This window comes from Photobacterium profundum (assembly GCF_003026285.1).
Lineage (GTDB): Bacteria > Pseudomonadota > Gammaproteobacteria > Enterobacterales > Vibrionaceae > Photobacterium > Photobacterium profundum.
On sequence record NZ_PYOD01000001.1, the window covers coordinates 1068185 to 1094656 of the forward strand.

The window sequence follows — 26472 nt, forward strand, 5'->3', positions numbered from 1 at the left end:
GCCAAAGGCAAAAGAATGATGAGGCCCGGATTGCACCGGGCCCTTTTTTTATCTGAACAAAACTGCCCTTTCAATATTAATCGAACTGCCCTTGTTCCCTCCCAAAATTTAGTCACATTTATGGCCAGATGGATTAAACTGCCAACACCTATACCCTCGCATTTGAATAATAATGACAATCCAACTTGAAGTTTGTATCGACAACCTAGAATCACTTCACTATGCACAGCAAGGTGGCGCTTCCCGCATTGAATTATGTTCTTCATTAGCCCTTGGTGGTTTAACACCCAGCGCGGGTTTTATGCAATTAGCAGCCAAACATGCCTCAATTCCTGTTTATGCCATGATTCGCCCACGCCAAGGTGACTTTTTATTCTCAAGTGATGATGTTGAAATCATGCTGGCAGATATTCACGCAGCGAAACTAGCGCAGCTTCAAGGTGTCGTTATTGGGGTATTAACGAAAGAGGGTCATATCGATAGTGATATTCTTAATAGCCTAGTGAAAGAAGCAAATGGCTTAGGGGTAACATTTCATCGTGCTATCGACCAATGTATTGACCCAATGGCAGCATTAGACAACATAATGGCTGCCGGTTGTGAGCGGATACTAACATCAGGCTTACAAGCTAATGCGCTTGATGGCGTAGATATGATTGCTGAGATGGTTAAATATTGTGGTGAACGTCTGAGTATAATGGCGGGTGCCGGAGTAACGGCTACTAACGCAAAACACATTATCACTCGTACTGGTATTAGTGAAATTCACTTATCAGGGAAAAGCACACGCCCGAGTCATATGGTGCAATTTGCTAACCAAGCACATATGGGTAGCGCCGATATTGATGACTTTAGTATTCCTGTTACATCGGTTGAAAAAATCTCTGCCGTAATTAACGCAATTCGTTAGATCTATTCGTACATATAAGTTGTAAACAAAGCCTGCGAAATACAGGCTTTGTCTTTCCTATCGATTATATACCTGAAAAACCACGAACTCTTTTCGCCGGATGAATATCTTCTTCAGGCGTTATCCCGCTCGAATATGTCGCCGATTTCGTTTGAATCGAGCCATCACAGCTAATATTACCAACCGGTATTTCTGGATTTAATAAGTATTGCGTCGTTGGGTTATCGATACACGTGTTACCGTCAAAGCTAAAACCGTGGTCAACATAGTTATTAACCGTAATCAAAGAAGCCAAGTTACCAAATTGCTGATGCATCAATTCTGTCCAAGCGTAAGGTGTCGCGGGATCATACTGTCCGCCAATCATCAAAATACGCTGACCCGCTAACTTTTGTTCCATATTCTCGATATTCGCAACTGAATCTCGAGAGTTTGGCCAGTCTGCACATAACGATGCATTTTGTTCATATTGATAATGACCAAATAACTTCGATTCAGCCATAAAACGAGGTTCAGATATTGATGCCTCATTAGTACTTATCGGGCTGAGTTCATCGGTACAAATTACAGCACGAAATAGAGCATCACTTCGCAATTGATCAGACGACAGCTTTTTACTCATTCTTGGAATAGGTTGATACAAAGCTGTTCGCAAATCAGCTACATCATCATCATCCAAAAATTTGAATAACCCGGCTGAAATTGGAGCCCATTCTTTATCAGATTGGCGGCTAACAAGGCGATTCAATGTGCTGTCAGATTCCAATTTAGAAAACCAATTATATTCTTTATCGACGTAACCCTTAATGGTGTTAACGCTGTCGATCACTGTTTCGTATTTGCTCATTCTTGATGCTTCAACTAAACGGTAATTCGCCACCGTGTCAAAACCTTTCGTATTTCCTAAACGCAATTGTAGGTAGTTTTCTGTATTCGGTGACATCGAAGAATCAAGCACAATAGCCCGAACATGCTCGGGAAACTGTTGCGCATATAACGAACCTAAACGCGTACCATAGGAATACCCGATAAAATTCAGCTTATCATCCCCAAATTTCTGACGTAATTGGTCAAGATCCTTTACCACACTATTACTGCCTACGTACTGCGCAAGTGTTGCATATTCATTATCGCAATTACCGTTTTCAGCACACAGGGTAAGTTCTTCTGCATATTCACTGCGACCAGACCCCCTAGGATCCATACCAACAATATCAAATCGATTCAAAATATCATTGGGTAAACGGTTTGCTGCCATAAAGCCTGCACCATTTACGGCACTCGCACCAGGCCCTCCAAAGTTGAAAACCAAAATACCAAGGCGCTGAGACGGAATATTTGCTCGGCGAACACCGTAATAGACATCAATATCGCCATCATTCAAATTACTGTAATCTTTCGGAACCGACAAAAAACCACATTCCATGTTTTGTGGGCAAGTTCGTTGTGCGTCAGTAGTTGTTTTAGAAAAATCACTTCCACCATCGCCACCACCACAACCTGCTAGTAATAAACTAACAGCAAATCCAGATATTAATCGGTACATCAAAAGACCTTATTCAGTTAAGTTGAAATAACAAACCTATAATTGATAAAAATTATCATTACAATGACAACACATATAAAAATAAAATGATACAGCATTCAATTGCATCCTAAACAAATACTTAGCTGTAAATATCCATTTTTTGTTACATCAACACCTAAAACTCACTGAACAACTATTCTTAAGGTTACAATTAAATAATATCCCCTCTTAAGTACGTTTTATCTGGAGTGAACAATGTCCAATAATTCAGACAATCGATTAAAGAAAAAAGACTATGAATCTGAGCTAGTCAACTTGCAAGTGGAGCTAGTCAAACTTCAAGAGTGGATCAAACACTCTGGTATGAAGGTGGTCGTTATTTTTGAAGGGCGAGATGCCGCGGGTAAAGGAGGAGTAATAAAGCGTATTACTGAAAAGCTCAATCCTCGTGTTTGCCGTGTTGTTGCACTGCCTCAGCCGACAGAAAAAGAGAAAACACAGTGGTACTTTCAACGTTATGTTTCTCACCTTCCTGCCGCTGGTGAAATGATATTGCTTGATCGTAGCTGGTACAACCGCGCCGGTGTCGAGAAAGTCATGGGCTTTTGTTCAGATGAAGAATACAACGAGTTTCTTCGTTCATGCCCTGAATTTGAACGCATGCTTAAACGCTCAGGCATTATCTTGGTTAAGTACTGGTTTTCAGTCTCTGATGACGAACAAGAAAAACGCTTTTTAGAACGTATTAATACCCCAATGAAGCGTTGGAAGTTTAGCCCTATGGATTTAGAATCCCGCAATCGTTGGGCTGAATACTCCGCAGCAAAAGACGCAATGTTTGCCTATACAGACACAAAACAATGCCCTTGGTGGGTTGTCGATGCAGACAATAAAAAGAAAGCACGCATCAACTGTATTTCACACCTATTAACTCAGATCCCCTATAAAGAAATTGATTACCCAACTATCTCGTTACCTAAGGTGAATAAAGAAGGCTACGTACGTTCACCAATAGACAATCAAACTTTTATACCTGACCTGTTCAGCCAAAAATAAGTTTTGATCGCGCATAATGCTTTGTTCAAACAAAAAAGCACTTTGTTATTATCAGTTTTCTGGTAGCTTGATATCAACACGGATGGTTTAAGAGGTAGCCAGTATGGCGAAAGATTTATATTTAAAGCTCGATCTCAATCTACTACGAACATTTGTGATTCTATCGCAAGAGCTCAATATGCGAAAAGCCTCTGAGCGACTATTCGTCAGCCAACCCGCAATCAGCCAAGCCTTACTCAAACTCCGCAACCATTTTGATGACGAGCTTTTTGTAAAAACGCGACACGGTCTAAAACCAACAGCTTTCGGCGAAGAGCTGATGGATAGCATTAACCCAGTTATGGATGAACTCTCTTCTACCCTAAACTGCAGCCAAGACTTTGATCCCGCCGATCTTAATGGATCAATCCGTATTGCACTAGCGCCACATATTCTTACTTACCTTTCTAGTAAGTTATTCCATGCCATTCGTAAGGATGCACCTAATGTCGATGTACATCTTCTTAACTGGTCACCGACAACGCTTGAAGATCTGAATAAAGGTGAAATAGCCATCGGAGTTAATTTTGATATTCATCATGCGCCTAAAGAGCTTATTCGCAAAAAAGTCGGGGATGACACCTTCATTATATATGTACGAAAAGATCACCCAATAAATAAAGAAATGATTTCCCCCAAAGATGTCAAAGGCTATGAAATGGCTAACTTGATCATTCCAGATTGGAACTCGAATACCTCTCAAGCAGAGCGAGTAATGAAAAGTCATGGATTGAGTGTCAGAATTGGATTTCGTTCTGAATTACCAATGGCAGTGCTTGATGTAGTAAGACACACTGATATGGTCTACCCATCAACCACTTTTGTCCCTGAGCGAGAATTGAGAGAATTACGCGGAATGAAGGTCAGTATTGATGGTAAAGATATCACTTTCCCTATTATCGCTTATTACCATCAAAAAAATAAACGAAACCCAACAACACTTTGGTTGCACAAACTCATCAATAATTTACTGCAAAAAGAAACTGTAAAATAACGCGATATTGCCTGATAAACCTTCTTTCTTATTATTAGGCAATTCTACTTTCTACTAACCTTCCTCCTTATAAGTACTCCTTATCGACTACTTAAGCTAGTCAGATTAATTAGCTGATCTTATCAGTTAGATAATAATTGGTGATTAGATAAAAAACACCGCTCAATTTAATATTCTCTCGTCAACAAGGAAGGCCACATCGTCACCAACGAAGTGACGGGGCCAAATATGGAAAGCTTGAAATATACCTAACTATTTTCCATGAATTCAATGATTGAGAGTGCCAAATGAAGAAGACATTACTTGCTGTATCACTACTATCTCTTTGCGTTGCACCAGCTTTCGCAGCTTCTGAAACTGACAACGGAACCAGTATCTACTTAGGCTACCAACAAGCCAAAGTGAAAGGTGAAACAGGTGGCAACAAAGCAGACATCACTATTTTAGGTTTTGACCAACGCTTAGATAACAACATTGTAGTTGGTGCTTACATTGGTGGTTCAAAACTCAACAAGAATATTAACGGCAATGAATGGGCTGATCCAACACCTGCTACAAATGACATGAATATTTACTCAAGCTATTCAAAAGATGAAGTGCGAGTGGTCGGCTTCAACGTAGGTTATGCCTACGATATCAACAACGACTGGACTGTAACCCCAAAAATGGGTATCAGCCGTACCGAATGGACTCACACATCAGGGTCATTGACAGATTATGCTAATGGCAATACATCAGACCGTTATGCCGAAGGCACTACCCACAAAAATGCGCTAGATTTGGGTGTCGATGCCCAATACCAGAAAGTGAAATTTGGTTTACTGTACTCAATCTCTGATGCAGAGATTGGCGGTTCAGGTGCTGATGTTGTGTCCATATCTGATGGCGTGGGTAATAACGAGGGAAAAGTAACCACTGATCGTGAGTACAAAAATAAACTAGAACGCTCAGTTATGCTTACAGTGGGTTATGCTTTCTAAACGACTTCCATTAGATTAAAGACGCCTCAATAAAAACGGAAGCATGTATTATGCTTCCGTTTTTTGTTGAGGCTGCAATACTGTTTTTGCCTTTTGGCCACTCTCCCTAATAGCCTTTATCTTTCTATTAGGGGCTTTTTTGATCGTATTATCAAACCTACTTTTCCTCCCCTCACATATTCATCAACAACGATAATTAAGTTACTGAGTTCCAAATAAGCCTCCAATATACCCCTTCGGCATGAACACTTACCACAGGTAATAAGCATTCCTAATAATCGATATAGACCAAACTAATTATATTGTGAACAGTGTTTGATTTAATATTTATCACATCGAAACGCCGTTACTTCTGCGGATATAAAAATAATCACAACTTATTTATTTGGGTATATCATGAAAAAGACAATTTTTGCTCTAACTATCGCATCTTTACTTTCAGCTCCAGCCTTAGCATCTAAAGACGGTTTTTATATTGGTACTGACTTAGGCTCAAACCGCCTAGATAGCGAATCATTTGATACAGGCATTGGCTTGGTGGCAGGCTACAACTTCCAAATCACGCAACAGATTGTCATTGGTGTCGAAGGTGAATATCGTAGCTATGGTAAAGATAAAGTAACAATAATTGATGGTTGGTCTGCCGAATTGAAAGCTCACTCATTCGGTATCAATGTAAAACCTAAATATTATTTCAATGATAACTTTTACGCAGGTGCTCAATTGGGCTTACACAGTGTAAAAGAAGAATTCAAAGAAGACATTTTGGGGGATGTTGAGAAATTCTCTGACAGTGATACTGGCTTGTCATACGGCTTAGAAGCAGGCTATGATTTCAATCAAAACGTGACAATCAAGGCTGGTTACAAGGCTATTTCTGTTGAGCCATTAGGCGTCGACTCTGATTACAGTACATTCTACATCGGTGCTAACTATAAGTTTTAAACAGCTATAAGTTTTAAATAACTACAAGTTTAATAACTACGCCGTAAAGCACCCTGTATAACGTATTCAGGGTGTATACGGCTGTTATTAATCACTTCAAGACATTGCCTATTTCATCTGGGTTGGTATGACGAACATCTTTGCCTTTAACGAAATAGATAATATATTCACAAATATTTTGGCAGCGGTCACCAACTCGCTCAATAGAACGCGCCGACCACATTACTTGTAATACATTCGGTATTGAGCGCGGATCTTCCATCATATATGTCATCAATTGACGAATTATCGCTTCATATTCGCGATCAATACGATCATCTTCTTGGTACACTTCAACAGCTGCTTTTACATCCATTCGCGCAAATGCATCAAGTACATCATGCAACATTTTCACGGCATGTTGACCAAGAGCTTCTAACGATACTAATAAGTTATATTGTTTATTCGTGAAGTTTTCTAACGCCACTTTCGCAATACTTTCTGCTACATCACCGATACGCTCTAGATCAGTAATCGTTTTAATAATAGCGATAACTAACCGTAAATCACTCGCGGTTGGCTGACGTTTCGCGATAATACGCGTGCACGCTTCATCAATTGCAACTTCCATCGCATTCACTTTGTGATCATCTTTAATCACACGTTTGGCTAATTCAGCATCTTGCTGGTGCATTGCTTTTAATGAATCAGCGAGCTGTTGTTCAACTAGCCCGCCCATCGCTAATACATGCGTACGGATACTTTCTAATTCGGCATTAAACTGACCAGAAATATGACGGCCAAGGCTTAAATTATCTAACATATTGCGACTCCTTAACCATATCGGCCAGTAATGTAATCTTCAGTGCGTTTCTCTTTTGGGGTAGTAAAAATATCATTGGTGCTAGAGTATTCCACTAACTCACCCATGTGCATAAATGCGGTTTGATCCGACACTCGGGCAGCCTGTTGCATGTTATGGGTTACGATAATGACCGTGTACTTCATTTTTAGATCATTGATCAATTCTTCAATTGTCAGCGTCGAAATAGGATCCAATGCTGATGTCGGCTCATCCAATAACAAGACCTCAGGCTCAATCGCAATCGCTCGGGCAATCACCAAACGTTGCTGCTGACCACCTGATAAACCAAAGGCATTTTCATGCAAACGATCTTTTACCTCATCCCATAACGCCGCACCACGTAATGATTTTTCAACCGCGTCATCAAGCACTCGACGCTCTTTCAATCCTTGCAAACGCAGCCCATAAACCACATTTTCATAAATCGATTTAGGAAATGGATTCGGGCGCTGAAATACCATACCCACTCGGCGACGTAATGATGCTACATCCACTTTGCTGTCATAAATATTTTGACCATGAAGCATGATCTTGCCATCAACACGACAACCTTCCACTAATTCATTCATTCGGTTAATACAGCGTAATAACGTCGATTTACCGCAACCTGACGGACCAATGAATGACGTTACCTGCCCTTTAGCAACGCGCATATTAATATCGAATAGCGCTTGTGTATTACCGTAATGAAGATCGAGCCCTTCGATTGACATCGCCGTTTTGTCATCGGGTAACGAGGCTAAATCTAATGGTTCAAATAAGCCCATTGATGGATTAACTGAAAGCATGTATTTCTCGCTATTATATCAACGCGTTACTGCTCTAAAGAGCGGAATTTCTCACGTAGATGATTTCGAATACCAATGGCTGTTAAATTCAATCCGACGATAACTGTCACTAGTAAAAATGAGGTGGCATACACCAATGGCCGAGCAGCTTCTACATTGGGGCTCTGAAAGCCGACATCATAAATATGATAGCCAAGGTGCATAAACTTACGGTCTAAATGTACATAAGGAAAATGACCATCAACAGGTAACGTGGGTGCCATTTTCACGACCCCCACCAGCATAAGAGGGGCAACTTCACCTGCTGCACGTGCAACCGCTAAAATTAAACCAGTCATTATCGCTGGGCTTGCCATTGGTAATACTATGCGCCATAACGTTTCAGACTGCGTGGCACCTAATGCTAATGAGCCATGACGCACTGAGCTAGGAATACGCGCCAAACCTTCTTCTGTTGATACAATCACAACAGGCAAGGTTAAAATGGCTAATGTCAGTGCCGACCATAAAATACCTGGTGTACCAAAAGTAGGCGTTGGCAGTTGTGACGAAAAGAACACATCATCGATGGTTCCCCCAACCATGTATACGAAAAAGCCTAAACCAAACACACCGTATACAATGGAAGGCACACCCGCTAAGTTAATCACAGCTACACGAATAAGCTTAGTAAAGCCATTTTTACCTGCATATTCATGTAGGTAAATAGCAGCCATTACGCCTAATGGTGTCACTATAATACTCATTAGTAACACCATGAAAACAGTGCCAAAAATAGCAGGGAAAACGCCACCTTCAGTATTAGCTTCGCGGGGATCTTCGGTTAAAAATTTAACCACTTGATGCCCCCAATGCGTAAGCTTACCCAAGAATGATAAATTGTTCGGATACCACATATCCAGCACTTGTATCATCGGCAACATCACTTCATTGCCATGCATATCAACGACAACTAATGCATCATTTTGCAATTTTTCTTGCAACACAAATAGGCGTTGTTCTACCTCTGAATAAGCATCTTGTAACCGTTTTATTTCTGTATCAATCGATTGTTGTGCCGATTCATCTAATGAGATCTGTGCAGGATCGTTTGATGATTCATTCAAGGCTAACTTGCGTTGCTTTAACCGCTGCTGATTTAATTGCCAATTAATATCTGCAATTTCACTGTTTTTTAGGTTGTCTAATTGGGTACGTACAAGGCTGGCTTGTAATAAGCCGCTCTCAATATCTTCGATGCCACGACGCTGACCGCCATCAATAAAACCGATAGGATAACCGTAGAACTTACCGTTCTTATCACGATCGATAACCGCAATATTATCTGCCAATACTTGCCGTGTGATTTGCGTTTTCAGTAACGTTATAAAATCAAGCGCAACGCGCTCTCGGTTACCCGTTTTAATTAAATAGCGAGGCACAGTATTACCTTCAATGTTAGAAACATCGATTCCTGCGTCAGCTAGCTGCTCAACCGAAACACTTTTTTGTTCATATATTTCACCAATAATAATTTGGTTGCTACCATTAAACGACACATCAAATTGATATACAGGAGCCGGCCAAAAAAAACTGAGCCCTTTCCAACCAATCAATAGCAATAAACCCAATACAGCAACCAGACTTAAACTTACCGCACCCGCAGTAAGCCATATCCAAGGCGAGCCTGATTTAAACCACTTAATCATTAATCAACATATTCCATATCTCTATAACGGCAGAATAAACTCTATTTGAATCAACGCACGAATACACACTGGCCATCCGTACTATCACGCACGTGGTTATTACAATGAACTGTACTTTTCGCGTAAACGCTGGCGAACCAATTCACCGATAGTATTAAAAATAAAGGTGAATATAAACAACACAAATGCGGCAAGAAATAAGACACGATAATGTGAACTACCGACTTCAGATTCTGGCATTTCAATTGCGATCGTTGCCGCTAATGTACGCATCCCTTGCAGAATATTCCAATCCATAATCGGGGTGTTCCCCGTAGCCATCAGCACAATCATTGTTTCACCTACAGCTCGCCCTAGCCCCATCATTACCGCAGAAAAAATACCCGGACTTGCCGTTAACAGAACCACTTTCGTCAGAGTTTGCCAATGCGTTGCACCCAATGCTAATGAACCACTGGTTAAATGACCCGGCACTGAAAAAATGGCATCTTCTGCAATAGAGAAGATGGTAGGTATAACCGCGAACCCCATCGCAATACCAACGACGAGGGCGTTGCGCTGATCGTAGCCAATACCTAATTCATTGGTAAGAAAGCCGCGCACATCACCGTCAAATAACCATTGATCGATATACGGACTCGCCGCTATACACCCGTAACCTAATAGCACAATCACAGGCATCAGAATCGCAATGTGAAAACCATTAGGAATACGGTGTCGCCATTTACCTGGTAATACTGCCCATCCCCAGCCAACCAATAAAATAGTTACAGGGAATAGAATCAAGCTCATCACAATACCTGACAGGTACATTTCTACAATCGGGGCTAGCCACAATCCTGCTAAGAAGCCGAGAATAACCGTTGGTAGCGCTTCCATTATTTCTACGGTTGGCTTTACCACATTACGCATTCTAGATGACATAAAGTATGCAGTATAAATCGCGCCAGCCAATGCTAGCGGTATGGCAAAAAACATGGCATACAATGCAGCTTTTAGCGTACCAAACACGATAGGCACCAAGCTCAACTTAGGTTCAAATTCATCACTTGCCGATGTTGATTGCCATACGTAATCAGGTTCTTGATAGCCTTCGTACCATACTTGTTGCCACAAAGAAGCAAAGCCAATCTCAGGATGAGCGTTTTTAACGGTATAGGTTTGCCATTGATCCCCTGAAATGGCTAACAAGCGATCAGCACGAGGAGAAATAACCAGTTTATCTGGTGCTTGCTCAAATAAGTGTTCTTTGTATAACACGTTACGATCTGATGTGTAGTATGCCGACAACACGCCATCTTGCTGTACAGCAAAAAAACCTTTGCGATAATATTCAGAAACCAACTCTTTTATAGGGCTAATTGAAAATTCAAAATTACGGGCCTTCACTAACGATCGCTTACCCTCACGCACAACTTCAAACCATTGCGAGACAGAATGATCAGAGGTGGTAAGCAGCAATGAATTTGCACCTGACAGCAACTCTATCTTTTCAATGTTGCCATTTTTATCACTCACATTCACGACATCACGTACTTTGGCACCAGATTGGTTTACCTGTACGACGTAAATATAATTACCACTGCGTAAATAGACGGTGCGCCCATCTGGGGTAACAATAATCTCATTAATGTTTTGTGGCACGTCTGTAATTTCGAATGAATGCGATTGCCAGATAGAGGTCGCATTTAATGAGCCGCTATTTAATGCATCGTCTTGACCTTTAAATGTCATGGCAACAATGCGGTTATCGGCCGTTTTACCCACAATAATTGCGTCACTATCTCGAGATGATATAGCAAGTTCCACAATGGCTTGTCCTTGCGGATCAAGTAAGAAACGTGATTGCCCCAAAGGGTAAGAAACACTGGCTGTGCTTATACGTTTATTATCAGGAAAGCTAACCTGAAAAAGAGGTTTTACAACGTTAACGTAACCATCGCTTTGCCCATAAGCAAAAATCGCATCGCGGGGTAAACTTTGTGCAAAGCTAACAGGATTATTGGCAATAGAATGCTGGCTAATTATAGGGGCGAGTGAGTCTTCAGGTTTCAAGCTGACAAAAGCCAGTTCGCCTTGTTTGGAAAAGCGAAAAGCGAGATCGTTATTTTCTTCAATACCAACGGCTACAACTGTATCAGGAAAAGAGGCAATAGTGACATTACGCGGCTTTACGGTGACTGACGAGAAGATCGGCAGCGTGACATAAAGCAAATAAAAGAAGATCAAAACCAAAGTAATAAGTACAGAAATGCCACCAGCTGTTACACCAAACCGCACCAATCGGTCTCTTAAACGTCGACCACGGTTTTCCCCCAACAAAAATGCGCTGGCACTCGCCATTATTACCTCTAGCTTTTTATACGTTTACTAATAATATGTCTTTTAGATGACAATTTTGTGACAAACGGATCCATAAAGATCATTGTAACCTCTTTCTTGAAGTCCCTACTGATTAAAATGACATAAAGTTGCAATAAAATGTCAGTAGTCTTAATCATTTATGATCCTATTCTTATTTCAACTCATGGAGCTTGTTTGAATGTGGACAGAATCACTCTGTGCTTCAATAATTAATATACCCAAGCTACCTCAATATGCAGGATTCAGAGTGATCTCAGTGAACACCTTGAGGTAACTTGGGTATAGTACTAATGTAAAAGTCTCACTCTACTTTTACTTGTTACTCACTATCGCGAAAAAGGAAATTCGTTATGAAACATCTCATCATTACCATTATCGGTAAAGATCGCTCTGGACTTGTAGAGCTACTATCTGACACGGTTTTCCAAAATAACGGAAATTGGTTAAGTAGTAGCCTGAGTAAACTGGCTGGTCAGTTTGCAGGTATTCTGCAAGTTGAAGTTGCTCCTGAAGACATGCCGCAACTGAATGCAGCTTTAGATAAAATAGATGAATTACAAATCCACATCGTGGAAGAAGCAAAAAAATCAGCGCCGGTGCCAGAGTTGCATCAACTAACCGTAACCGGTAATGATCGTCCAGGCATCGTAAAAGAAGTCACGACGCTTTTGAGTCAACTGAACATCAATATCAACAAATTGAAAACAGAAACTCAAAGCGCACCTAACTGGGGATACCCCATTTTCATCGCTACTTTTCAATTAGAAACCCCAGCCAATATTGATCTGGATATTATTCAAGATGAACTCGAAAAGTTAGCCGATGATTTGACTGTAGATATCGAAGATTGCGTACCTGCATAAATTGTACGTACTTCAATATAGGGAGTGAAGAGTCATTCCCTACTTTTATCAGACCACATCGCTAAGTCTACATACCTCCAGTAAACATCGGTTCACGACAGATCTATAAAATCATACAACAGGAAAACAATGAGCACGGAATCTCTCTATATTGAAAAAGAGCTTAGCTGGTTATCATTCAATGAACGAGTACTGCAAGAAGCGGCCGATAAATCGGTTCCTCTAATTGAACGGGTTCGATTTTTGGGTATTTTTTCTAGCAATACCGATGAGTTTTATAAAGTCAGATTTGCCGATATTAAACGTCGAATTCTGATCAATCAGGTACAAGGTGGCGATGATGGTGCTAAGCACCTTTTGAGTAAAATTCAAAGTCGGGTGTTAAAAATGAATCAAGACTTTGATACTTTATACAATGAGATATTACTTGAAATGGCACGTCGCCATATTTTTCTCGTAAACGATCTTCAATTAGACGAGCATCAACAAAATTGGCTGCGTCGATATTTCCGTGATTCCATTTTGCCTCACATTACGCCGATTCTGCTTACTGACGATATTGATCTACTGCAATTTCTAAAAGACGAATACTCATACCTTGCCATTGAAATGCAGCAAGGTGAAAAAAAGTGTCATGCGCTTATTGAGATCCCAACCGATCAACTCCCTCGTTTCATCGAATTGCCGGAACCTAAAGGTAAACGAAAAAAAACTCTCATTTTGCTCGATAACATTATCCGCTTTTGCTTAGATGATATTTTCAATGGTTTCTTTGAGTACGATAGCCTAACTGCATACTCAATGAAAATGACCCGAGACGCAGAATACGATCTTAGCCAAGAGGTAGAACATGGCTTACTGGAGCAAATGTCTGAAGGGCTAAATCAACGCATAACAGCAATGCCAGTACGCTTTGTTTACCAGCGTGATATGCCAGGTAATATGATCGATGTACTGTGTGGGTTACTCAAAGTTTCCCGTTACGACAGTATTATCCCCGGAGGTCGTTACCATAACTTCAAAGATTTTATCGGCTTTCCTAATGTCGGGCGTAAATACCTCGAAAATACCTCATTACCGCCGATTCAAAGCTATCATTTCACTCGTGCTCGTAATGCATTTGATGCAATTAAAACACAAGATATTTTGCTGTATTACCCCTATCACACCTTTAGCCATGTAACGGAATTTATTCGCCAAGCGTCATACGACCCCAAAGTACGTTCAATAAAAATTAATATCTACCGAGTAGCCAAACACTCTCGGGTAATTGATTCAATGATCGACGCAGCCAATAATGGCAAACGCGTCACCGTGGTTGTTGAACTACAAGCGCGTTTTGATGAAGAAGCTAACATTGAATGGGCAAAACAATTAACAGAAGCCGGAGTACATGTTGTTTTCGGTGTACCAGGTTTAAAAATTCACTCTAAATTATGCCTTATCACCCGACAAGAAGACGATAAACTGATTCGCTATGCGCACATTGGCACAGGGAATTTTAACGAGAAAACAGCACGTATTTATACAGATTTCTCCTTACTGACCTGTAACACTGAAATTGCAGACGAAGTAAGGCAAGTCTTTAGTTACATCCAAAATCCCTATCGCCCAGTTGAATTTACCCACCTAATTGTTTCCCCCCGTAACTCACGAAATCGACTCTACGATTTAATTGATCGTGAAATTGCACATGCTAAGCAAAACTTACCATCAGGTATTACACTTAAAGTTAACAATCTTGTCGATAAGGGCTTGATTAACATGCTGTATCAGGCAAGTAATAACGGCGTCAATATCAAGCTTATTGTTCGAGGGATGTGTGCGCTTATTCCAGGGTTAAAAGGGATCAGTGAAAACATTACCGCAATCAGTATTATTGACCGTTTTCTTGAGCACCCAAGGGTAGCAGTATTCAATAATAATAATGACCCAGATGTCATGATCTCTTCTGCCGACTGGATGACACGTAACATCGACCACCGCATTGAAGTGGGTTGCCTGATTAATGATCCAGCATTAAAGAAAAAAATCATCGACATCTTAAACATTCAGCTTACAGATACAGTAAAGGCACGCATTCTCGATAAAGATATGAGCAATCAATATGTGCCACGTGGCAATCGTCGTAAAATTCGTTCACAAATCGCCATTTACGATTACCTAAAACACAGTGAAAAGCAGCTGAAGAAACGAGCAGAGAAGGCGATAATAAAAAATGACACTTATTAATAACGAACGTCCTCGTGAAATTGCAGCAATTGATATGGGCTCAAACAGCTTCCATATGGTTGTAGCCCGTGTTGTAGGGCAAAGCTTGCAAATTATCAGCCGCCACAAACAGCGGGTACATCTAGCTTCAGGGCTGGATTCACAACAGAATTTAGATCAAGCTGCGATTCAACGTGGTTTAAATTGCTTAACGATGTTTGCAGAACGATTACAAGGTTTCGCACCCGAAAATGTACGTATCGCAGCCACCTATACCCTACGACAAGCTCGCAATGCCCACGTTTTTTTAAAGCGTGCAGAAAACATAATGCCCTATCCCATAGAGATCATTCCTGGCACAGAAGAAGCGCGTTTAATCTATTTAGGCGTCGCTCACACCCAACCCAATGCAGGTCGTAAATTGATTGTCGATATAGGCGGCGGCAGTACTGAGCTAGTGATAGGTGAAGAATTCGATACACATGTGCTTTATAGCAAACATATGGGGTGTGTAAGCTATAACAAAAACCACTTTCAAAATGCTAAGTTAAATAGTAAAAACTTCGCTGAAGCGCAACTTGCCGCACAACAAAAAATGGAAAGCATTACCAGTAAGTACCGTAAATTCGGTTGGGATAAAGCAGTCGGATCCTCTGGTACGATAAAAGCCATTCGAGAGGTATTAATCGCTAACGGTTACTCAGATGGGGTAATTACCAGCAAACGCTTGAACCAACTTATCGAACAAGTATTGTCATTCAAAACAACTGAAGATCTTGTTCTACTCGGTTTAACCGATGACCGTAAACCCGTTTTTGCTGCTGGTCTTGCGATTTTAAGTGCGGTGTTTAGCGCTTTAAATATAGATGAAATGATTTACTCAGATGGCGCACTACGTGAAGGTTTATTGTATGAAATGGAAGATCGTTTCCGTCATAGCGATATTCGTACACGCACGGCAAACGCCATGGCAAAGCAATATAATATCGATATTGACCAAGCAAACCGTGTGCAACATACCGCTGAATATTTTTATGACCAAATAGACACGCACCCTGGGTTAGCAAAATCAGAGCTCTCTATATTATTGAGTTGGGGCGCATTACTTCACGAAGTGGGATTAAGTATTAGCTATCCAGGGTTTCACCGTCATTCTGCTTATTTACTTCGCCACAGTACGATGCCTGGCTTTAATCTAGAACAGCAAACAGTATTAGCCACCTTGGTACGCTTTCAACGCAAAGCATTAAAACTTGAAGAAATGCCAGAGCTTAGCATCTACAAACGTAAGCATTTATACCCTTTAATTCGCACGCTACGGATTGCTACCGCTCTAAACGGGCAACGTATTGATGACCCCTTACCAAACATCAAAATTAAAGCAGAGAAAGAACACTGGCAACTGATGTTACCCGTCGGTTGGCTAAGCAGTAATAAATTATTAGCGGCGGATTTAATCAAAGAACAAGAATATTGGCAAAAGGCTGGCTGGCAGTTATCTATTGCTGAAGAGCAATGAGCATCAACAATCGAGATAACTAAAACCTAGTTATCTCGATTTATTGCGTTTAATTTAGTTTAATAAACCCCAGCTCAATAGCTGTTAATTCAATAGTTTAAGCAAGGCTAAATCGGCTTCGACCACACTTTTGGGTAATGGAATATACCCATCTTTTTCAACGACACTTTGCCCATTGTGCGATAAAACAAATTTAAAAAATTCCGTTAAAATTGGGTCTAATGGTTTATTCGGGTGCTTATTAACATATACGTAGAGGTAACGTGCTAGTGGGTAACTGCCATTTATTGAATTCTCAATCGTTGCATCCACATAGTTATCTCCCTCTTTCGCCACTGGAATCGCACGAATACCCGTCGTTTTATAACCAATACCCGAATAACCAATCGCGTTCAATGATGTTGATACCGACTGTACAACGGATGCAGAGCCTGGCTGCTCATTAACATTATTAAGAAAGTCACCTTTGCACAGCGCCCGTTGCTTAAAATAGCCATACGTACCTGATACCGAATTTCGCCCAAAGCGTTGAATATCTCGGTCAGCCCAACGCCCTGTTAACCCTAACTGCCCCCAACGTGTAATCGGCTGCGTTGCACCACAACGATACGTTCGAGAATATACAGCATCAAGCTGCTCAAAATTAATGCCCTTTAACGGGTTATCTTCATGAACGAACACTGCTAAAGCATCAATGGCAACACGAATAGCTGTCGGTTTATAACCGTATTCATGCTCAAAAGCTTCAATTTCTTTGGTCTTCATTTTACGGCTCATAGGACCTAGTTGAGCCGTCGCTTCTGTTAATGCAGTTGGGGCTGTAGACGAACCCGCGGTTTGAATTTGAATATTTACATTCGGGTATTTACGTTTAAATTCTTCGCCCCAATAGGTCATCAGGTTGGCGAGCGTATCTGAACCCACAGACGATAAATTACCAGAGACACCACTGATCTTCTGGTATTTAGCTAAATCGGCATCTAATGCCCAAGCGTTGTGCATACTGAATGCAAGTATCATGGGAAGAATACGGCGTATTACACTCATATTAGGTGATTGTCCTTATACATTCAGCCAAAAATAAAACGGCAAAAGCGACCGTCTATGGTCGCTATTGATTAAGCTTTGTTAGCGTCGCGATTATGCTGCTTGTGCCACTAACCGTTGAGGCAAGGTGAAAGAAAAGGTACTGCCTTTATCTAACTCACTTTCAATCTCAAGTTGTGAATCGTGGTGGCTCAGCGCATGCTTCACAATAGCTAGACCTAACCCACTACCACCAGTTTCACGTGAACGCGCTTTATCAACTCGATAAAAACGCTCAGTTAAGCGGTGAATATGTTGCGGTCCAATACCTTCACCACTATCAGTTACTTCTAACCTTGGGCCACCAGCTGAAAGGTACCATCGCACTGTAATATTGGCATCGCTAGGAGTGTGTTTAACGGCATTATATACCAAGTTAGACACGGCACTGCGTAACTGATCTTCATCACCAAAGACATTTAATGATGCGTCAACATCAAACGTTAAGTGTTGATTTTTATCACCACTTAACGAGATGGCCTCTTTCTCAAGAATGTCGAGCATGGCAGGTATATTAACGATTTCTTCCAACTCAATAGTCGGCGCCGCTTCAATCTTAGAGAGAGTTAACAACTGCTCGACTAAAGAGTTCATACGAACAAGTTGCTCGGTCATTACACCGTGTGCTTTACCCCACATTGGCCCCGCTAGCATCTCTGGGTCTTTCGACATTTCCAGGTAACCTTGCAGCACCGTCATAGGGGTGCGTAATTCATGGGATACATTAGCAAAGAAGTTACGACGCATACCTTCTAACTGCTTCAATTGAGAAACATCACGCACAACCATCAGGTATTCACCTTCGGTATAACGCATGATACGCAGCTCTAATGTACGGTCATAATTTAGCGGTGAAGTGATTTCTAACGGATACTCAAATTCTTGCTTGGCTATATAGCGAACAAAATCAGGGCTACGTAATAGATTACTGATCGGCTGGCCAGCATCATCCGGCCAGCGTAAACCCAATAAATGCTGTGCCAGTTTATTACACCAAACAATATTGCCTTCGCTTCTAAAAACAACAACGGCATCTGGCAGGGATTCCGCACCATTTCGGAAGCGGCGAATTAATGTGGCAAGTTCTCGACGACGACGGCGATTACGCTGCTGCAAACGATACATGCCATTAAAAAGCGGTTCCCAGCTACCAGAACCAGAAGGGGGAGTCAGGCTACGCTCTTTCCATAGCCAGTCAGACATCTTCAATTGATTATGAAAGTGCCAGATTAACTGAATCCAGGTTGCAACCAATAAGAACCACGGCAAATAGCCAAACACTAAACCGAGAATTACCCAAGGAAAGTAAAAAAATGCCAGTTCCCAAACCAGCTTTTTCCACGACAACCGCTCAACCATTCAAACTCCATATCAATGAAGACTCGCTTTCGTCCCTTCATCGCTTTTCAATATACTTCTGTTCTCTCATTCACCGTGTGGCAACAGAGATCATACTTTACTGTTGATAGGCACTGTTTAAGCTAAACAGATCTTGCTCTAAACAATCATACCATTACATACGTGTCGAGAATCGGTAACCCGCACCACGCACTGTTTGTACCATTTTATCGTGTCCGCCCGCTTCAAGCGCTTTACGTAAACGACGAATGTGTACATCAACCGTGCGGTCTTCAACATACACGTTAGTGCCCCACACATTGTTCAACAACTGCTCACGACTATATACACGCTCTTGGTGTGTCATAAAGAAATGCAGCATCTTAAACTCTGTTGGTCCCATATCTAATGGTTCATCATTAGTTGTTACACGGTGCGACACAGGATCTAACTTTAAACCTTGTACATCAATAACATCATCCAATGACGTAGGTGATACACGACGCATTACTGCTTTAAGACGTGCCATTAGCTCTTTCGGTGAAAATGGTTTGGTGATGTAATCATCAGCACCCACTTCAAGGCCACGCACTTTATCTTCTTCTTCACCACGTGCAGTTAACATTACTACAGGGATCTGACGCGTTAGTTCATCACGCTTTAGGTGCTTAATCAGGTTAATGCCTGAGCCACCCGGTAACATCCAATCCATTAGAATCAATTCGGGATAAGGTTCACAAATTTTTTCTAATGCATCATCATAATCTTCGGCTTCAATTGGTTGATAGCCTTTTTGTTCTAGAACAAAACACAACATCTCGCGGATTGGTGCTTCGTCTTCTACAACAAGAATCCTTCTTACCATAGTGATACTTACCTAGTAGTTGCTGTATTTGAGCGTCATTATGTGTGTTAAGTATGACACTTTTGTGACTCTTGGCGATAAAAACGTAACCAAGTGTTTTTCCAAGTGCAATGCATCTAGTATCTTATTGTGTTAATGACACTTCATCTGTATTCAATTACTTATGTTTATCCTTTAATCGATACTTGGCTACGACCGCCACCCACCGCTTCTACCGCAACTTGTACACCGATACGTTCAACCAATGTGCCTACGTGTGAAATCACCCCAATCTGACGCCCATCCGCCTGCAATGCATCAAGACAAGCTAATGCCATCTCTAAACTATCAGGATCTAATGTGCCGAAGCCTTCATCTATAAACAAAGAACCTAGCTGACGCGTATCCGCAGCCAACGAGGCAAGTGCCAACGCCAAAGAAAGAGACACTAAGAAGCTTTCACCACCCGATAACGATTCAACACTGCGTACTTCATCCCCCATATCATGGTCGATCACTTGCAGTGCTAACGGGCTGCCCGGTACGGGTTGTAAAGCATAACGAGGGGCTAAATCTTGCAAATGCTCATTGGCTAAAATCACCAATTGTTGCAATGTTAAACCTTGTGCCAAGGTACGGAACTTATTACCGGTAGCCGAACCAATCAACTCATTCATTTGTAGCCATAATTCAGTTTGCGTTTGCTGTTTTATTAACTGTTGAGTCAATTCACCCGATTGTAACTCAGCTTGTTTCGCCAACTCTAATTGCTGACGATGTTGGAAGACTTGCTCATCCAATGCACTTTTTTGCTGGTTCCAATCAGCAACTAATTCAGCTTGTTGCTCACTGTCTTCTGCCAGCTCATGCTGTACTAGCCACTGATGTGATAAAGCCGCTAATGCTTGATGCTCAATAACCGCTTGTTCGCGTTCCACTAACACCGTTAACGCGGAAGATAGCGCTTGTTCAATCAACTTTAGATCGTCACGTTCTTGGGCTAACCATGCATCCTCTTTACTCAGTAATGCCGTAAGCTGTTGTTCGGTTAACGCCAGTTTTTGCTGCCACTCATTCCAACGAGTTACTGCTTTTTGCTGTTCTTTCTGCGTCTCTATTTGTTGCTGTTGGGCACTTTTCAATGCGGCATCTGCGGCTGCTTGTGCTTCGCCAGACTGGCGCTGGACGGCTTGTATTTGGGTTATCGCCTCTTGTTGTTGCTTTAACGCTTGTTTATGTTGCTGCTCTACTTGCTGTAGATTATTTTCGCCAATAACCTCTACGCGTTGTAGCCAAGTTTGTTGAATGTCTTTTTTCAGTAACGCGACTTTTTCACCCGTGGTTGAACATTGCTTTTGCGTATTTTGCAGTAACGTTTCTGCCTCTGCGATCTTAGGTGCAAGCTCTGCCTGTAACTTTTCACTTGCCAGTAAGTCACGTTGGTTAGCCATAAACTGTTGAACATCCAGATTAAGCTGCTGGAAGAATCCTTCTTCACCTTGTACTTTTAATTGCTCAAGCCACACGTTGCTGGTGTATTGCTCATTCAGTGTATTCGAGCGTGATGTGCGTATTGCCTCTTGAGTTGCGCTTTGCTTTTCAAGTGATTTAAGACGCTCTTGCCATTGCATAGTGGCTTGCGCTAATTCATGAAGCTGCTTGGTTAACTTCGACTCATCCTGTTGAAGCTGTTGTAGCTGAGTGTGCAACTGACGCCCCAGCAAGATTTGCTGCTGACGTTGTTCACCACTTTGCTGTAGTTTTTTTAGATCATTGTCAGCCTGTTCAACGTCTTGCTGCCATTGGAGCAATTGCTGGTTGAGTGTTTGAAGAGCAGCTTGTGGCTGTATTACTTCAGCACTATTTACTGCGAAAAATATGCTTTCATACTGCGTGTATAGCTGCTCAATACGAATATTAAGCTGCTGAAATTCAGTATTGAGCAAGACCAAACGTTGCTGATCTCTAGGTAATGATTGCTGAAGCTGGCGTCGCTCAACATCACCATCTTGCAGTTGCTTAGTCAGCATTTGTAAGCGTTGTTGTTGGCTTTGTAATAACCCATCAACAACGGGGTTGCTGCTCGCATAAGGATGCTCAAGCGAACCACACAACGGACAAGCTTCTTCATCTTTTAATTCATTGCGGTAATCACCCAGATTCATGACAGCGCGACTTTGCTGCAGCATGTATTCAACTTCTTTCTGCTGAACCGAAAGAATATCAAGTTCTGGCTGCAATACCGTTAGACGTTGCTCTGATTGCGCTAACACACCCTGTAATTCATGCTGATCTGTTTGTAACTTGCCTGCTTGAACTAGCAGCAATACCCATTCCTTGGTTCCCGAAATAGCCTGACGCAATACATCGCGATGTTGCTGCTTTTCTGCGTACTGTGCGCGCTCTTGCGTTTGCTGTTGCTCTAACTGTTCAAGATCAAGCGTTTTGCTTTGCGCTTCACAATTCGATTTATTAATTTGCAGTGTTTGTACTTGCTGCTCTAGTACTACCCGCTGCTGCTGATTATTGTCTTGTTCAAATTCTATTTGCAGCTTTTCTTTACGCAGTACCGAGTAAGCGCGGTGTGCCGCTAAATATTGCTGTAGGTTATCTTCAACAGATGCATAATGCTCAGCCACACCTTTGAATGACTGGCTTTGCTCAAGATCAGCCGACAATTGCTGCTGACGTTGCTGCTGCACCTGCTGTTGCTGTTGGATTACCTGAAGGTGCTGCTGCTGTTCTGTAACGGTAACGCTGTTTTGCTGTAAAACATTTTCCTGTTCGGCTAATTGAATACGCAAACCATCGGCTTGCAGGTCCCACTTTGCAGCTTCTTTTATTTTGGGCTCTAATTGTTGCCACTCTTGGTCAAGCTGAGCCAACGCCTCTGTCGCTTGCTTTGCCTGTAAATCAGCATCTGCACACTTTTGTTGCTCTGTTACTAACCGAGTTTCTGTCAGTACCAGTGCTTGTTCAATCTTAGCCAGCTGTGAGCTGACTTGTTGAAGCAAAGAAAAATCGCGATGTGCCGGCTGTACTTTGTCAATTAACGTTAATTGCTCGTAACGCGGCAGAGCCAGCTCTTTTTGCTGTTGAGCTTCTATGCACTTTTGCTGCGTTTCAGCCACACGTGCTGCTAACACTGACTCAGTTTTTAGTGTTTGTTGGTGTTGTTTAAATTCGTTTAGCTGAGCATCTAATTGCTTCACTTGTTCCTTTAGTTGCTCACATTGGGTGCTTAGTAATTGCTTTTCATCGTCCGATAACAAAGCAATATCACCCAATTTATCTTGCAGCTGAGTTAATGTCTGCTTTTCAACGCGGGCACGCTCATAAGCTGCCACAGACAACTGGCCGTATATTTCACCGCCCGTCATACGTTCTAGCAGTGCAGCTCGATCATCAGCCCCCGCTTTTAAGAACGCGGCAAACTCCCCTTGCGGTAACATCACCGCACGACGAAACTGTTCGAAGGTTAAGCCGATCAAGCGTTCAATTTCAGCTTGTAGTTCTTGCTTCTTACCCGCAAAACGCTGCCCAGTATCGAGGTTTTCAAGCCATTGTTCTGCAGCTTGAACTCGCCCTTCAGCACGCCCACGAGCACGACGAACATGCCAATGCGATCGCCAATGGCTACCGTCGTTGGCAACAAAATCAACTTCGGTAAATGCCTCTGCTTTGCCGCGAGATAAAATGCTTCTTACATCGTTCGCTTTAATTCGATTTTCATCGCTATCACGTCCAATTTCAGCATCATTTTTTTTATTCGATTGCAGACGAGGAATACGATCGTATAACGCTAGGCAAATCGCATCTAATAAGGTCGATTTACCTGCACCGGTTTTTCCCGTTATTGCAAATAAACCCGCCTCACCTAGACGACCACCCGCAAAATCGATCTCAAATTTACTTTGCAAGCTGGCAAGGTTCTCACCTCGTAATGCTAAAATTTTCATTATTTACCACCTTCACTACGCACTGCATCACCATCTTGGGCATCTTCAACTTGAATCAATAACTGTTCGAAAGCAGATGCCATCGCTTCATCTGGATCACCTTGATATTTCTTCGCCCAACTTAAGGCGAACACTTGCTCGGGTGAAACATCTGATAAACGTCGATGATTTAACGAATCTTGTTGCTCTTGTTGCTGATAATGCGGGGTAATTTTAGCTAATCGCACAGCTTTACTATCGATGGCTTGCAATACTTTTTCTCGCAATAATGCTTGGGGTTTATCAAGCAGTACGTGCACTTCTAAAAATGGTTGTTGCTCACGGGGTATCTCATCAACCGATAGCGCTTCAAGCGCTTCCAACACTTGATCGAGTGGAGCCGGCGATGATGGAACTTTCAACATATCAACGGTACGAGGAATCGTTATCGACTCAATTTGGCTGACGGCTTTACCATCGAGTTCAACAATAACCGCTTGGTGGGCATAATTACGTTCAGACATTGATAGCGGAATTGGCGAACCGCAATAACGAACATGTTCTTTCTTGGCCACTCGCTGGGCTAAATGCAAATGTCCGAGAGCAACATAGGTTATATCGTCAGCAAATATGGATGCAGGTAAGGCATGTTGATTACCACCCAAAACACGACGTTCCGACATTTCAGATAATTTGCCAGACGCCATATACGCATGCCCCATACCGATCAATGCTTGCTGTTCTGTCTGTAACGCACGAGCAGCCTCTGTCATTTCGCCATATAAGGTTTCTACGCCTTTAATCAGACGATCATCATCTTCATCAAGATCTTCAGTACGCAAATCGGCGCTGCGTAAAAAAGGCACGGCTAATACCCAAGCAGCTTGCTCACCTTGTTTGTTCGTAATCGGAATCAACATGCGATCGTGATCAAGCTGTCCACTTTCATCACGGTGAATACCGCCCACCATATGCAAATCAAAAGCTTTCAATAATTCATGCGGGGCATCTAACTTACTTGGGGAGTCATGATTTCCCCCTATCATCACTACATCAAGGTTTGGCAAACTTTTCGCGACACGCGCAAGAAATCGATACAGCATGCGCCACGCACTAGCAGGAGGATTCGCGGTATCAAAAATATCGCCTGCAACCAGCAAGGCATCAATCTGTTGCTGTTCTAAGGTATCGGCTAACCAATCTAAAAAAGTTTGATGTTCATAATCACGACTATAACCATGTAGCTGGTGTCCGAGATGCCAATCTGATGTGTGAAGAATTTTCATTATGATATGTATGCGCAAGCCAAGAAAAACTTCCTCGATTGTACCCTACAAATCGTAATATCCACGCAAATCCTCATCAGAAAAATTGCGACAAAACCGCAGCAATACAATAGTATTAAGCCTCAAATGCACAACCCTAGGATTTGTAACTACCATGATGTGGTTTAAAAACATACTGACCTATCGCTTTACCCGTGAAATCGACTTAAACCCTGAGCAGATCGAAAAACAGTTGGAAGAATTCCGCTTCACACCTTGTGGTAGCCAAGACATCCAAAAGTTTGGCTGGGTACATGCGCTAGGTAAGCACGGTGATATGTTCACTCACGTCGTCGGTGACAACATTCTTGTTTGCGTACGTAAAGAAGAAAAAATGCTGCCTTCTTCTGTCATTAAGGAATCGCTTAATGCAAAAGTAGAAATGCAGGAACAAGAGCTGGGTCGTAAGCTGAAGAAAAGCGAAAAAGACTCAATTAAAGACGACATCGTGATGGATCTTTTACCACGCGCATTCAGCCGTCATCAGCAAACTTACGCACTTATCATGCCGAAACAAGGCTACATTGTGGTTGATGCGGGTAGCTACAAGAAAGCTGAAGATTTACTGGCACTATTGCGTAAATCTATCGGTTCATTGCCAGTTGTACCTGTAACTCCAGAAAAGCCTGCAGAACTGACAATGACAGAATGGGTACGTTCAAATACCTCACCAACAGGCTTCACTATTGGTGAAGAAGCTGAATTTAAAGCTATTCTTGAAGAAGGTGGCGTTATCCGCTGCAAGCAACAAGATCTAAGTTGTGACGAAATTCTGGCACACATTGAAGCAGATAAGCTGGTAACGAAGCTTTCGCTTAACTGGCAAGATCGTATTGATTTCATTCTTGCAGATGATTTAAGCGTTAAACGTCTGAAGTTCTCTGATGAGATCAAAGATCAAAACGAGGATATCGACCGTGAAGATATGGCTGCTCGTATTGATGCAGACTTATCACTCATGTGTGGTGAATTCTCGGTATTCTTACCAAACGTATTTGAAGTGTTGGGTGGTTTAGAAGAAAAAGGTTAATCCTTCTTTATAGCCAGTCAAACATTAAAAAGAGCGCTTCGGCGCTCTTTTTTGCATCTGTTATCCCCACTTTCCAGATTCATCCTGTTTTTGCATACCTGAATAACCACTTTTTTTGCCTGATAATTGCTATGAGGCACCGATCACAGTAAAATCCGCGCTCCTTCCGCATCACTAGGTGA

19 protein-coding genes are annotated in these 26472 nt (G+C 41.9%); 9 read left to right on the forward strand and 10 right to left on the reverse strand.

The genetic code is table 11. The annotated features are described in order from the left end of the window. Positions 1-172 precede the first annotated feature (172 nt). Complete coding sequence (locus tag C9J48_RS04725) at positions 173-910, forward strand: copper homeostasis protein CutC (protein ID WP_006230786.1); 738 nt, start codon at positions 173-175, stop codon at positions 908-910. 64 nt (positions 911-974) lie between these two features. Here C9J48_RS04725 and C9J48_RS04730 read toward each other — a convergent pair whose 3' ends face one another. Then, positions 975-2456 (reverse strand): alpha/beta hydrolase, encoded by a 1482-nt coding sequence (locus tag C9J48_RS04730; protein WP_006230785.1) that lies wholly within the window; start codon positions 2454-2456, stop codon positions 975-977. Positions 2457-2693: 237 nt separating this feature from the next. Between C9J48_RS04730 and ppk2 the strand changes: the two genes are divergently transcribed. The 4 genes from ppk2 (at position 2694) to C9J48_RS04750 (ending at position 6452) form a co-directional block, all read left to right on the forward strand. Continuing rightward, a complete protein-coding gene (ppk2, locus tag C9J48_RS04735) occupies positions 2694-3494 on the forward strand; it encodes a polyphosphate kinase 2 (protein WP_006230784.1) in 801 nt (266 codons plus the stop codon). Between the two features lie 103 nt (positions 3495-3597). Next, a complete protein-coding gene (locus tag C9J48_RS04740; RefSeq protein ID WP_006230783.1) occupies positions 3598-4527 on the forward strand; it encodes a LysR family transcriptional regulator in 930 nt (309 codons plus the stop codon). A gap of 287 nt (positions 4528-4814) precedes the next feature. Further along, the gene (locus C9J48_RS04745) at positions 4815-5507 is read left to right on the forward strand and encodes an outer membrane beta-barrel protein (protein WP_006230782.1); all 693 of its coding nucleotides are present in this window, start codon (positions 4815-4817) and stop codon (positions 5505-5507) included. A 396-nt stretch (positions 5508-5903) separates the two neighbouring features. Next, positions 5904-6452, forward strand: a complete 549-nt coding sequence (locus tag C9J48_RS04750; protein WP_006230781.1) for a porin family protein — start codon at positions 5904-5906, stop codon at positions 6450-6452. A 91-nt stretch (positions 6453-6543) separates the two neighbouring features. Here C9J48_RS04750 and phoU read toward each other — a convergent pair whose 3' ends face one another. From phoU to C9J48_RS04770, 4 genes are all read right to left on the reverse strand, one after another. After that, a complete protein-coding gene (gene phoU / locus C9J48_RS04755; protein ID WP_006230780.1) occupies positions 6544-7254 on the reverse strand; it encodes a phosphate signaling complex protein PhoU in 711 nt (236 codons plus the stop codon). An 11-nt stretch (positions 7255-7265) separates the two neighbouring features. Then, complete coding sequence (gene pstB / locus C9J48_RS04760; protein WP_006230779.1) at positions 7266-8084, reverse strand: phosphate ABC transporter ATP-binding protein PstB; 819 nt, start codon at positions 8082-8084, stop codon at positions 7266-7268. A gap of 26 nt (positions 8085-8110) precedes the next feature. Next, positions 8111-9772 (reverse strand): phosphate ABC transporter permease PstA, encoded by a 1662-nt coding sequence (pstA, locus tag C9J48_RS04765; RefSeq protein WP_006230778.1) that lies wholly within the window; start codon positions 9770-9772, stop codon positions 8111-8113. A gap of 99 nt (positions 9773-9871) precedes the next feature. Further along, positions 9872-12115: an ABC transporter permease subunit gene (locus C9J48_RS04770; RefSeq protein ID WP_006230777.1), complete on the reverse strand. Its 2244-nt coding sequence runs from the start codon at positions 12113-12115 to the stop codon at positions 9872-9874. A 371-nt stretch (positions 12116-12486) separates the two neighbouring features. Here C9J48_RS04770 and C9J48_RS04775 point away from each other — a divergent pair, with 371 nt between their 5' ends. The 3 genes from C9J48_RS04775 to ppx all read left to right on the forward strand — a co-directional run bounded on the left by C9J48_RS04775 (position 12487) and on the right by ppx (position 16729). After that, the gene (locus tag C9J48_RS04775; RefSeq protein WP_006230775.1) at positions 12487-12999 is read left to right on the forward strand and encodes a glycine cleavage system transcriptional repressor; all 513 of its coding nucleotides are present in this window, start codon (positions 12487-12489) and stop codon (positions 12997-12999) included. 129 nt (positions 13000-13128) lie between these two features. Continuing rightward, entirely contained in the window at positions 13129-15231 is a 2103-nt protein-coding gene (gene ppk1 / locus C9J48_RS04780) for a polyphosphate kinase 1 (protein ID WP_006230774.1), read from the forward strand. After that, a complete protein-coding gene (ppx, locus tag C9J48_RS04785) occupies positions 15218-16729 on the forward strand; it encodes an exopolyphosphatase (RefSeq protein WP_006230773.1) in 1512 nt (503 codons plus the stop codon). The genes ppk1 and ppx overlap by 14 nt, the downstream gene beginning before the upstream one ends. Before the next feature lie 84 nt (positions 16730-16813). Here the strand turns inward: ppx and C9J48_RS04790 are convergent, their stop codons facing one another. From C9J48_RS04790 to C9J48_RS04810, 5 genes are all read right to left on the reverse strand, one after another. Next, a complete protein-coding gene (locus C9J48_RS04790; RefSeq protein WP_006230772.1) occupies positions 16814-17776 on the reverse strand; it encodes a PstS family phosphate ABC transporter substrate-binding protein in 963 nt (320 codons plus the stop codon). Between the two features lie 93 nt (positions 17777-17869). After that, positions 17870-19174 carry a phosphate regulon sensor histidine kinase PhoR gene (gene phoR, locus C9J48_RS04795; protein WP_006230771.1) on the reverse strand — a complete coding sequence of 435 codons (1305 nt, stop codon included), beginning with the start codon at positions 19172-19174 and terminating at the stop codon, positions 17870-17872. Between the two features lie 154 nt (positions 19175-19328). Then, on the reverse strand, positions 19329-20018 hold the full coding sequence (gene phoB, locus C9J48_RS04800) for a phosphate regulon transcriptional regulator PhoB (protein WP_006230770.1): 690 nt from the start codon (positions 20016-20018) through the stop codon (positions 19329-19331). A gap of 167 nt (positions 20019-20185) precedes the next feature. Beyond that, positions 20186-23956 carry an AAA family ATPase gene (locus tag C9J48_RS04805; RefSeq protein WP_006230769.1) on the reverse strand — a complete coding sequence of 1257 codons (3771 nt, stop codon included), beginning with the start codon at positions 23954-23956 and terminating at the stop codon, positions 20186-20188. Then, complete coding sequence (locus C9J48_RS04810; RefSeq protein WP_006230768.1) at positions 23956-25221, reverse strand: exonuclease SbcCD subunit D C-terminal domain-containing protein; 1266 nt, start codon at positions 25219-25221, stop codon at positions 23956-23958. Before C9J48_RS04810 ends, C9J48_RS04805 begins: the two co-directional genes overlap by 1 nt. Before the next feature lie 157 nt (positions 25222-25378). On the opposite strand from C9J48_RS04810, the gene rdgC reads away from it, so the two are divergent. Further along, positions 25379-26290, forward strand: a complete 912-nt coding sequence (gene rdgC / locus C9J48_RS04815) for a recombination-associated protein RdgC (protein ID WP_181320798.1) — start codon at positions 25379-25381, stop codon at positions 26288-26290. Positions 26291-26472: the final 182 nt, after the last annotated feature.

Coding starts and splice junctions, on each gene's coding strand:
- C9J48_RS04725 (WP_006230786.1), top strand. CDS start 173: ATGACAATCCAACTTGAAGTTTGTATCGACAACCTAGAATCACTTCAC.
- C9J48_RS04730 (WP_006230785.1), bottom strand. CDS start 2,456: ATGTACCGATTAATATCTGGATTTGCTGTTAGTTTATTACTAGCAGGT.
- ppk2 (WP_006230784.1), top strand. CDS start 2,694: ATGTCCAATAATTCAGACAATCGATTAAAGAAAAAAGACTATGAATCT.
- C9J48_RS04740 (WP_006230783.1), top strand. CDS start 3,598: ATGGCGAAAGATTTATATTTAAAGCTCGATCTCAATCTACTACGAACA.
- C9J48_RS04745 (WP_006230782.1), top strand. CDS start 4,815: ATGAAGAAGACATTACTTGCTGTATCACTACTATCTCTTTGCGTTGCA.
- C9J48_RS04750 (WP_006230781.1), top strand. CDS start 5,904: ATGAAAAAGACAATTTTTGCTCTAACTATCGCATCTTTACTTTCAGCT.
- phoU (WP_006230780.1), bottom strand. CDS start 7,254: ATGTTAGATAATTTAAGCCTTGGCCGTCATATTTCTGGTCAGTTTAAT.
- pstB (WP_006230779.1), bottom strand. CDS start 8,084: ATGCTTTCAGTTAATCCATCAATGGGCTTATTTGAACCATTAGATTTA.
- pstA (WP_006230778.1), bottom strand. CDS start 9,772: ATGATTAAGTGGTTTAAATCAGGCTCGCCTTGGATATGGCTTACTGCG.
- C9J48_RS04770 (WP_006230777.1), bottom strand. CDS start 12,115: ATGGCGAGTGCCAGCGCATTTTTGTTGGGGGAAAACCGTGGTCGACGT.
- C9J48_RS04775 (WP_006230775.1), top strand. CDS start 12,487: ATGAAACATCTCATCATTACCATTATCGGTAAAGATCGCTCTGGACTT.
- ppk1 (WP_006230774.1), top strand. CDS start 13,129: ATGAGCACGGAATCTCTCTATATTGAAAAAGAGCTTAGCTGGTTATCA.
- ppx (WP_006230773.1), top strand. CDS start 15,218: ATGACACTTATTAATAACGAACGTCCTCGTGAAATTGCAGCAATTGAT.
- C9J48_RS04790 (WP_006230772.1), bottom strand. CDS start 17,776: ATGAGTGTAATACGCCGTATTCTTCCCATGATACTTGCATTCAGTATG.
- phoR (WP_006230771.1), bottom strand. CDS start 19,174: ATGGTTGAGCGGTTGTCGTGGAAAAAGCTGGTTTGGGAACTGGCATTT.
- phoB (WP_006230770.1), bottom strand. CDS start 20,018: ATGGTAAGAAGGATTCTTGTTGTAGAAGACGAAGCACCAATCCGCGAG.
- C9J48_RS04805 (WP_006230769.1), bottom strand. CDS start 23,956: ATGAAAATTTTAGCATTACGAGGTGAGAACCTTGCCAGCTTGCAAAGT.
- C9J48_RS04810 (WP_006230768.1), bottom strand. CDS start 25,221: ATGAAAATTCTTCACACATCAGATTGGCATCTCGGACACCAGCTACAT.
- rdgC (WP_181320798.1), top strand. CDS start 25,379: ATGTGGTTTAAAAACATACTGACCTATCGCTTTACCCGTGAAATCGAC.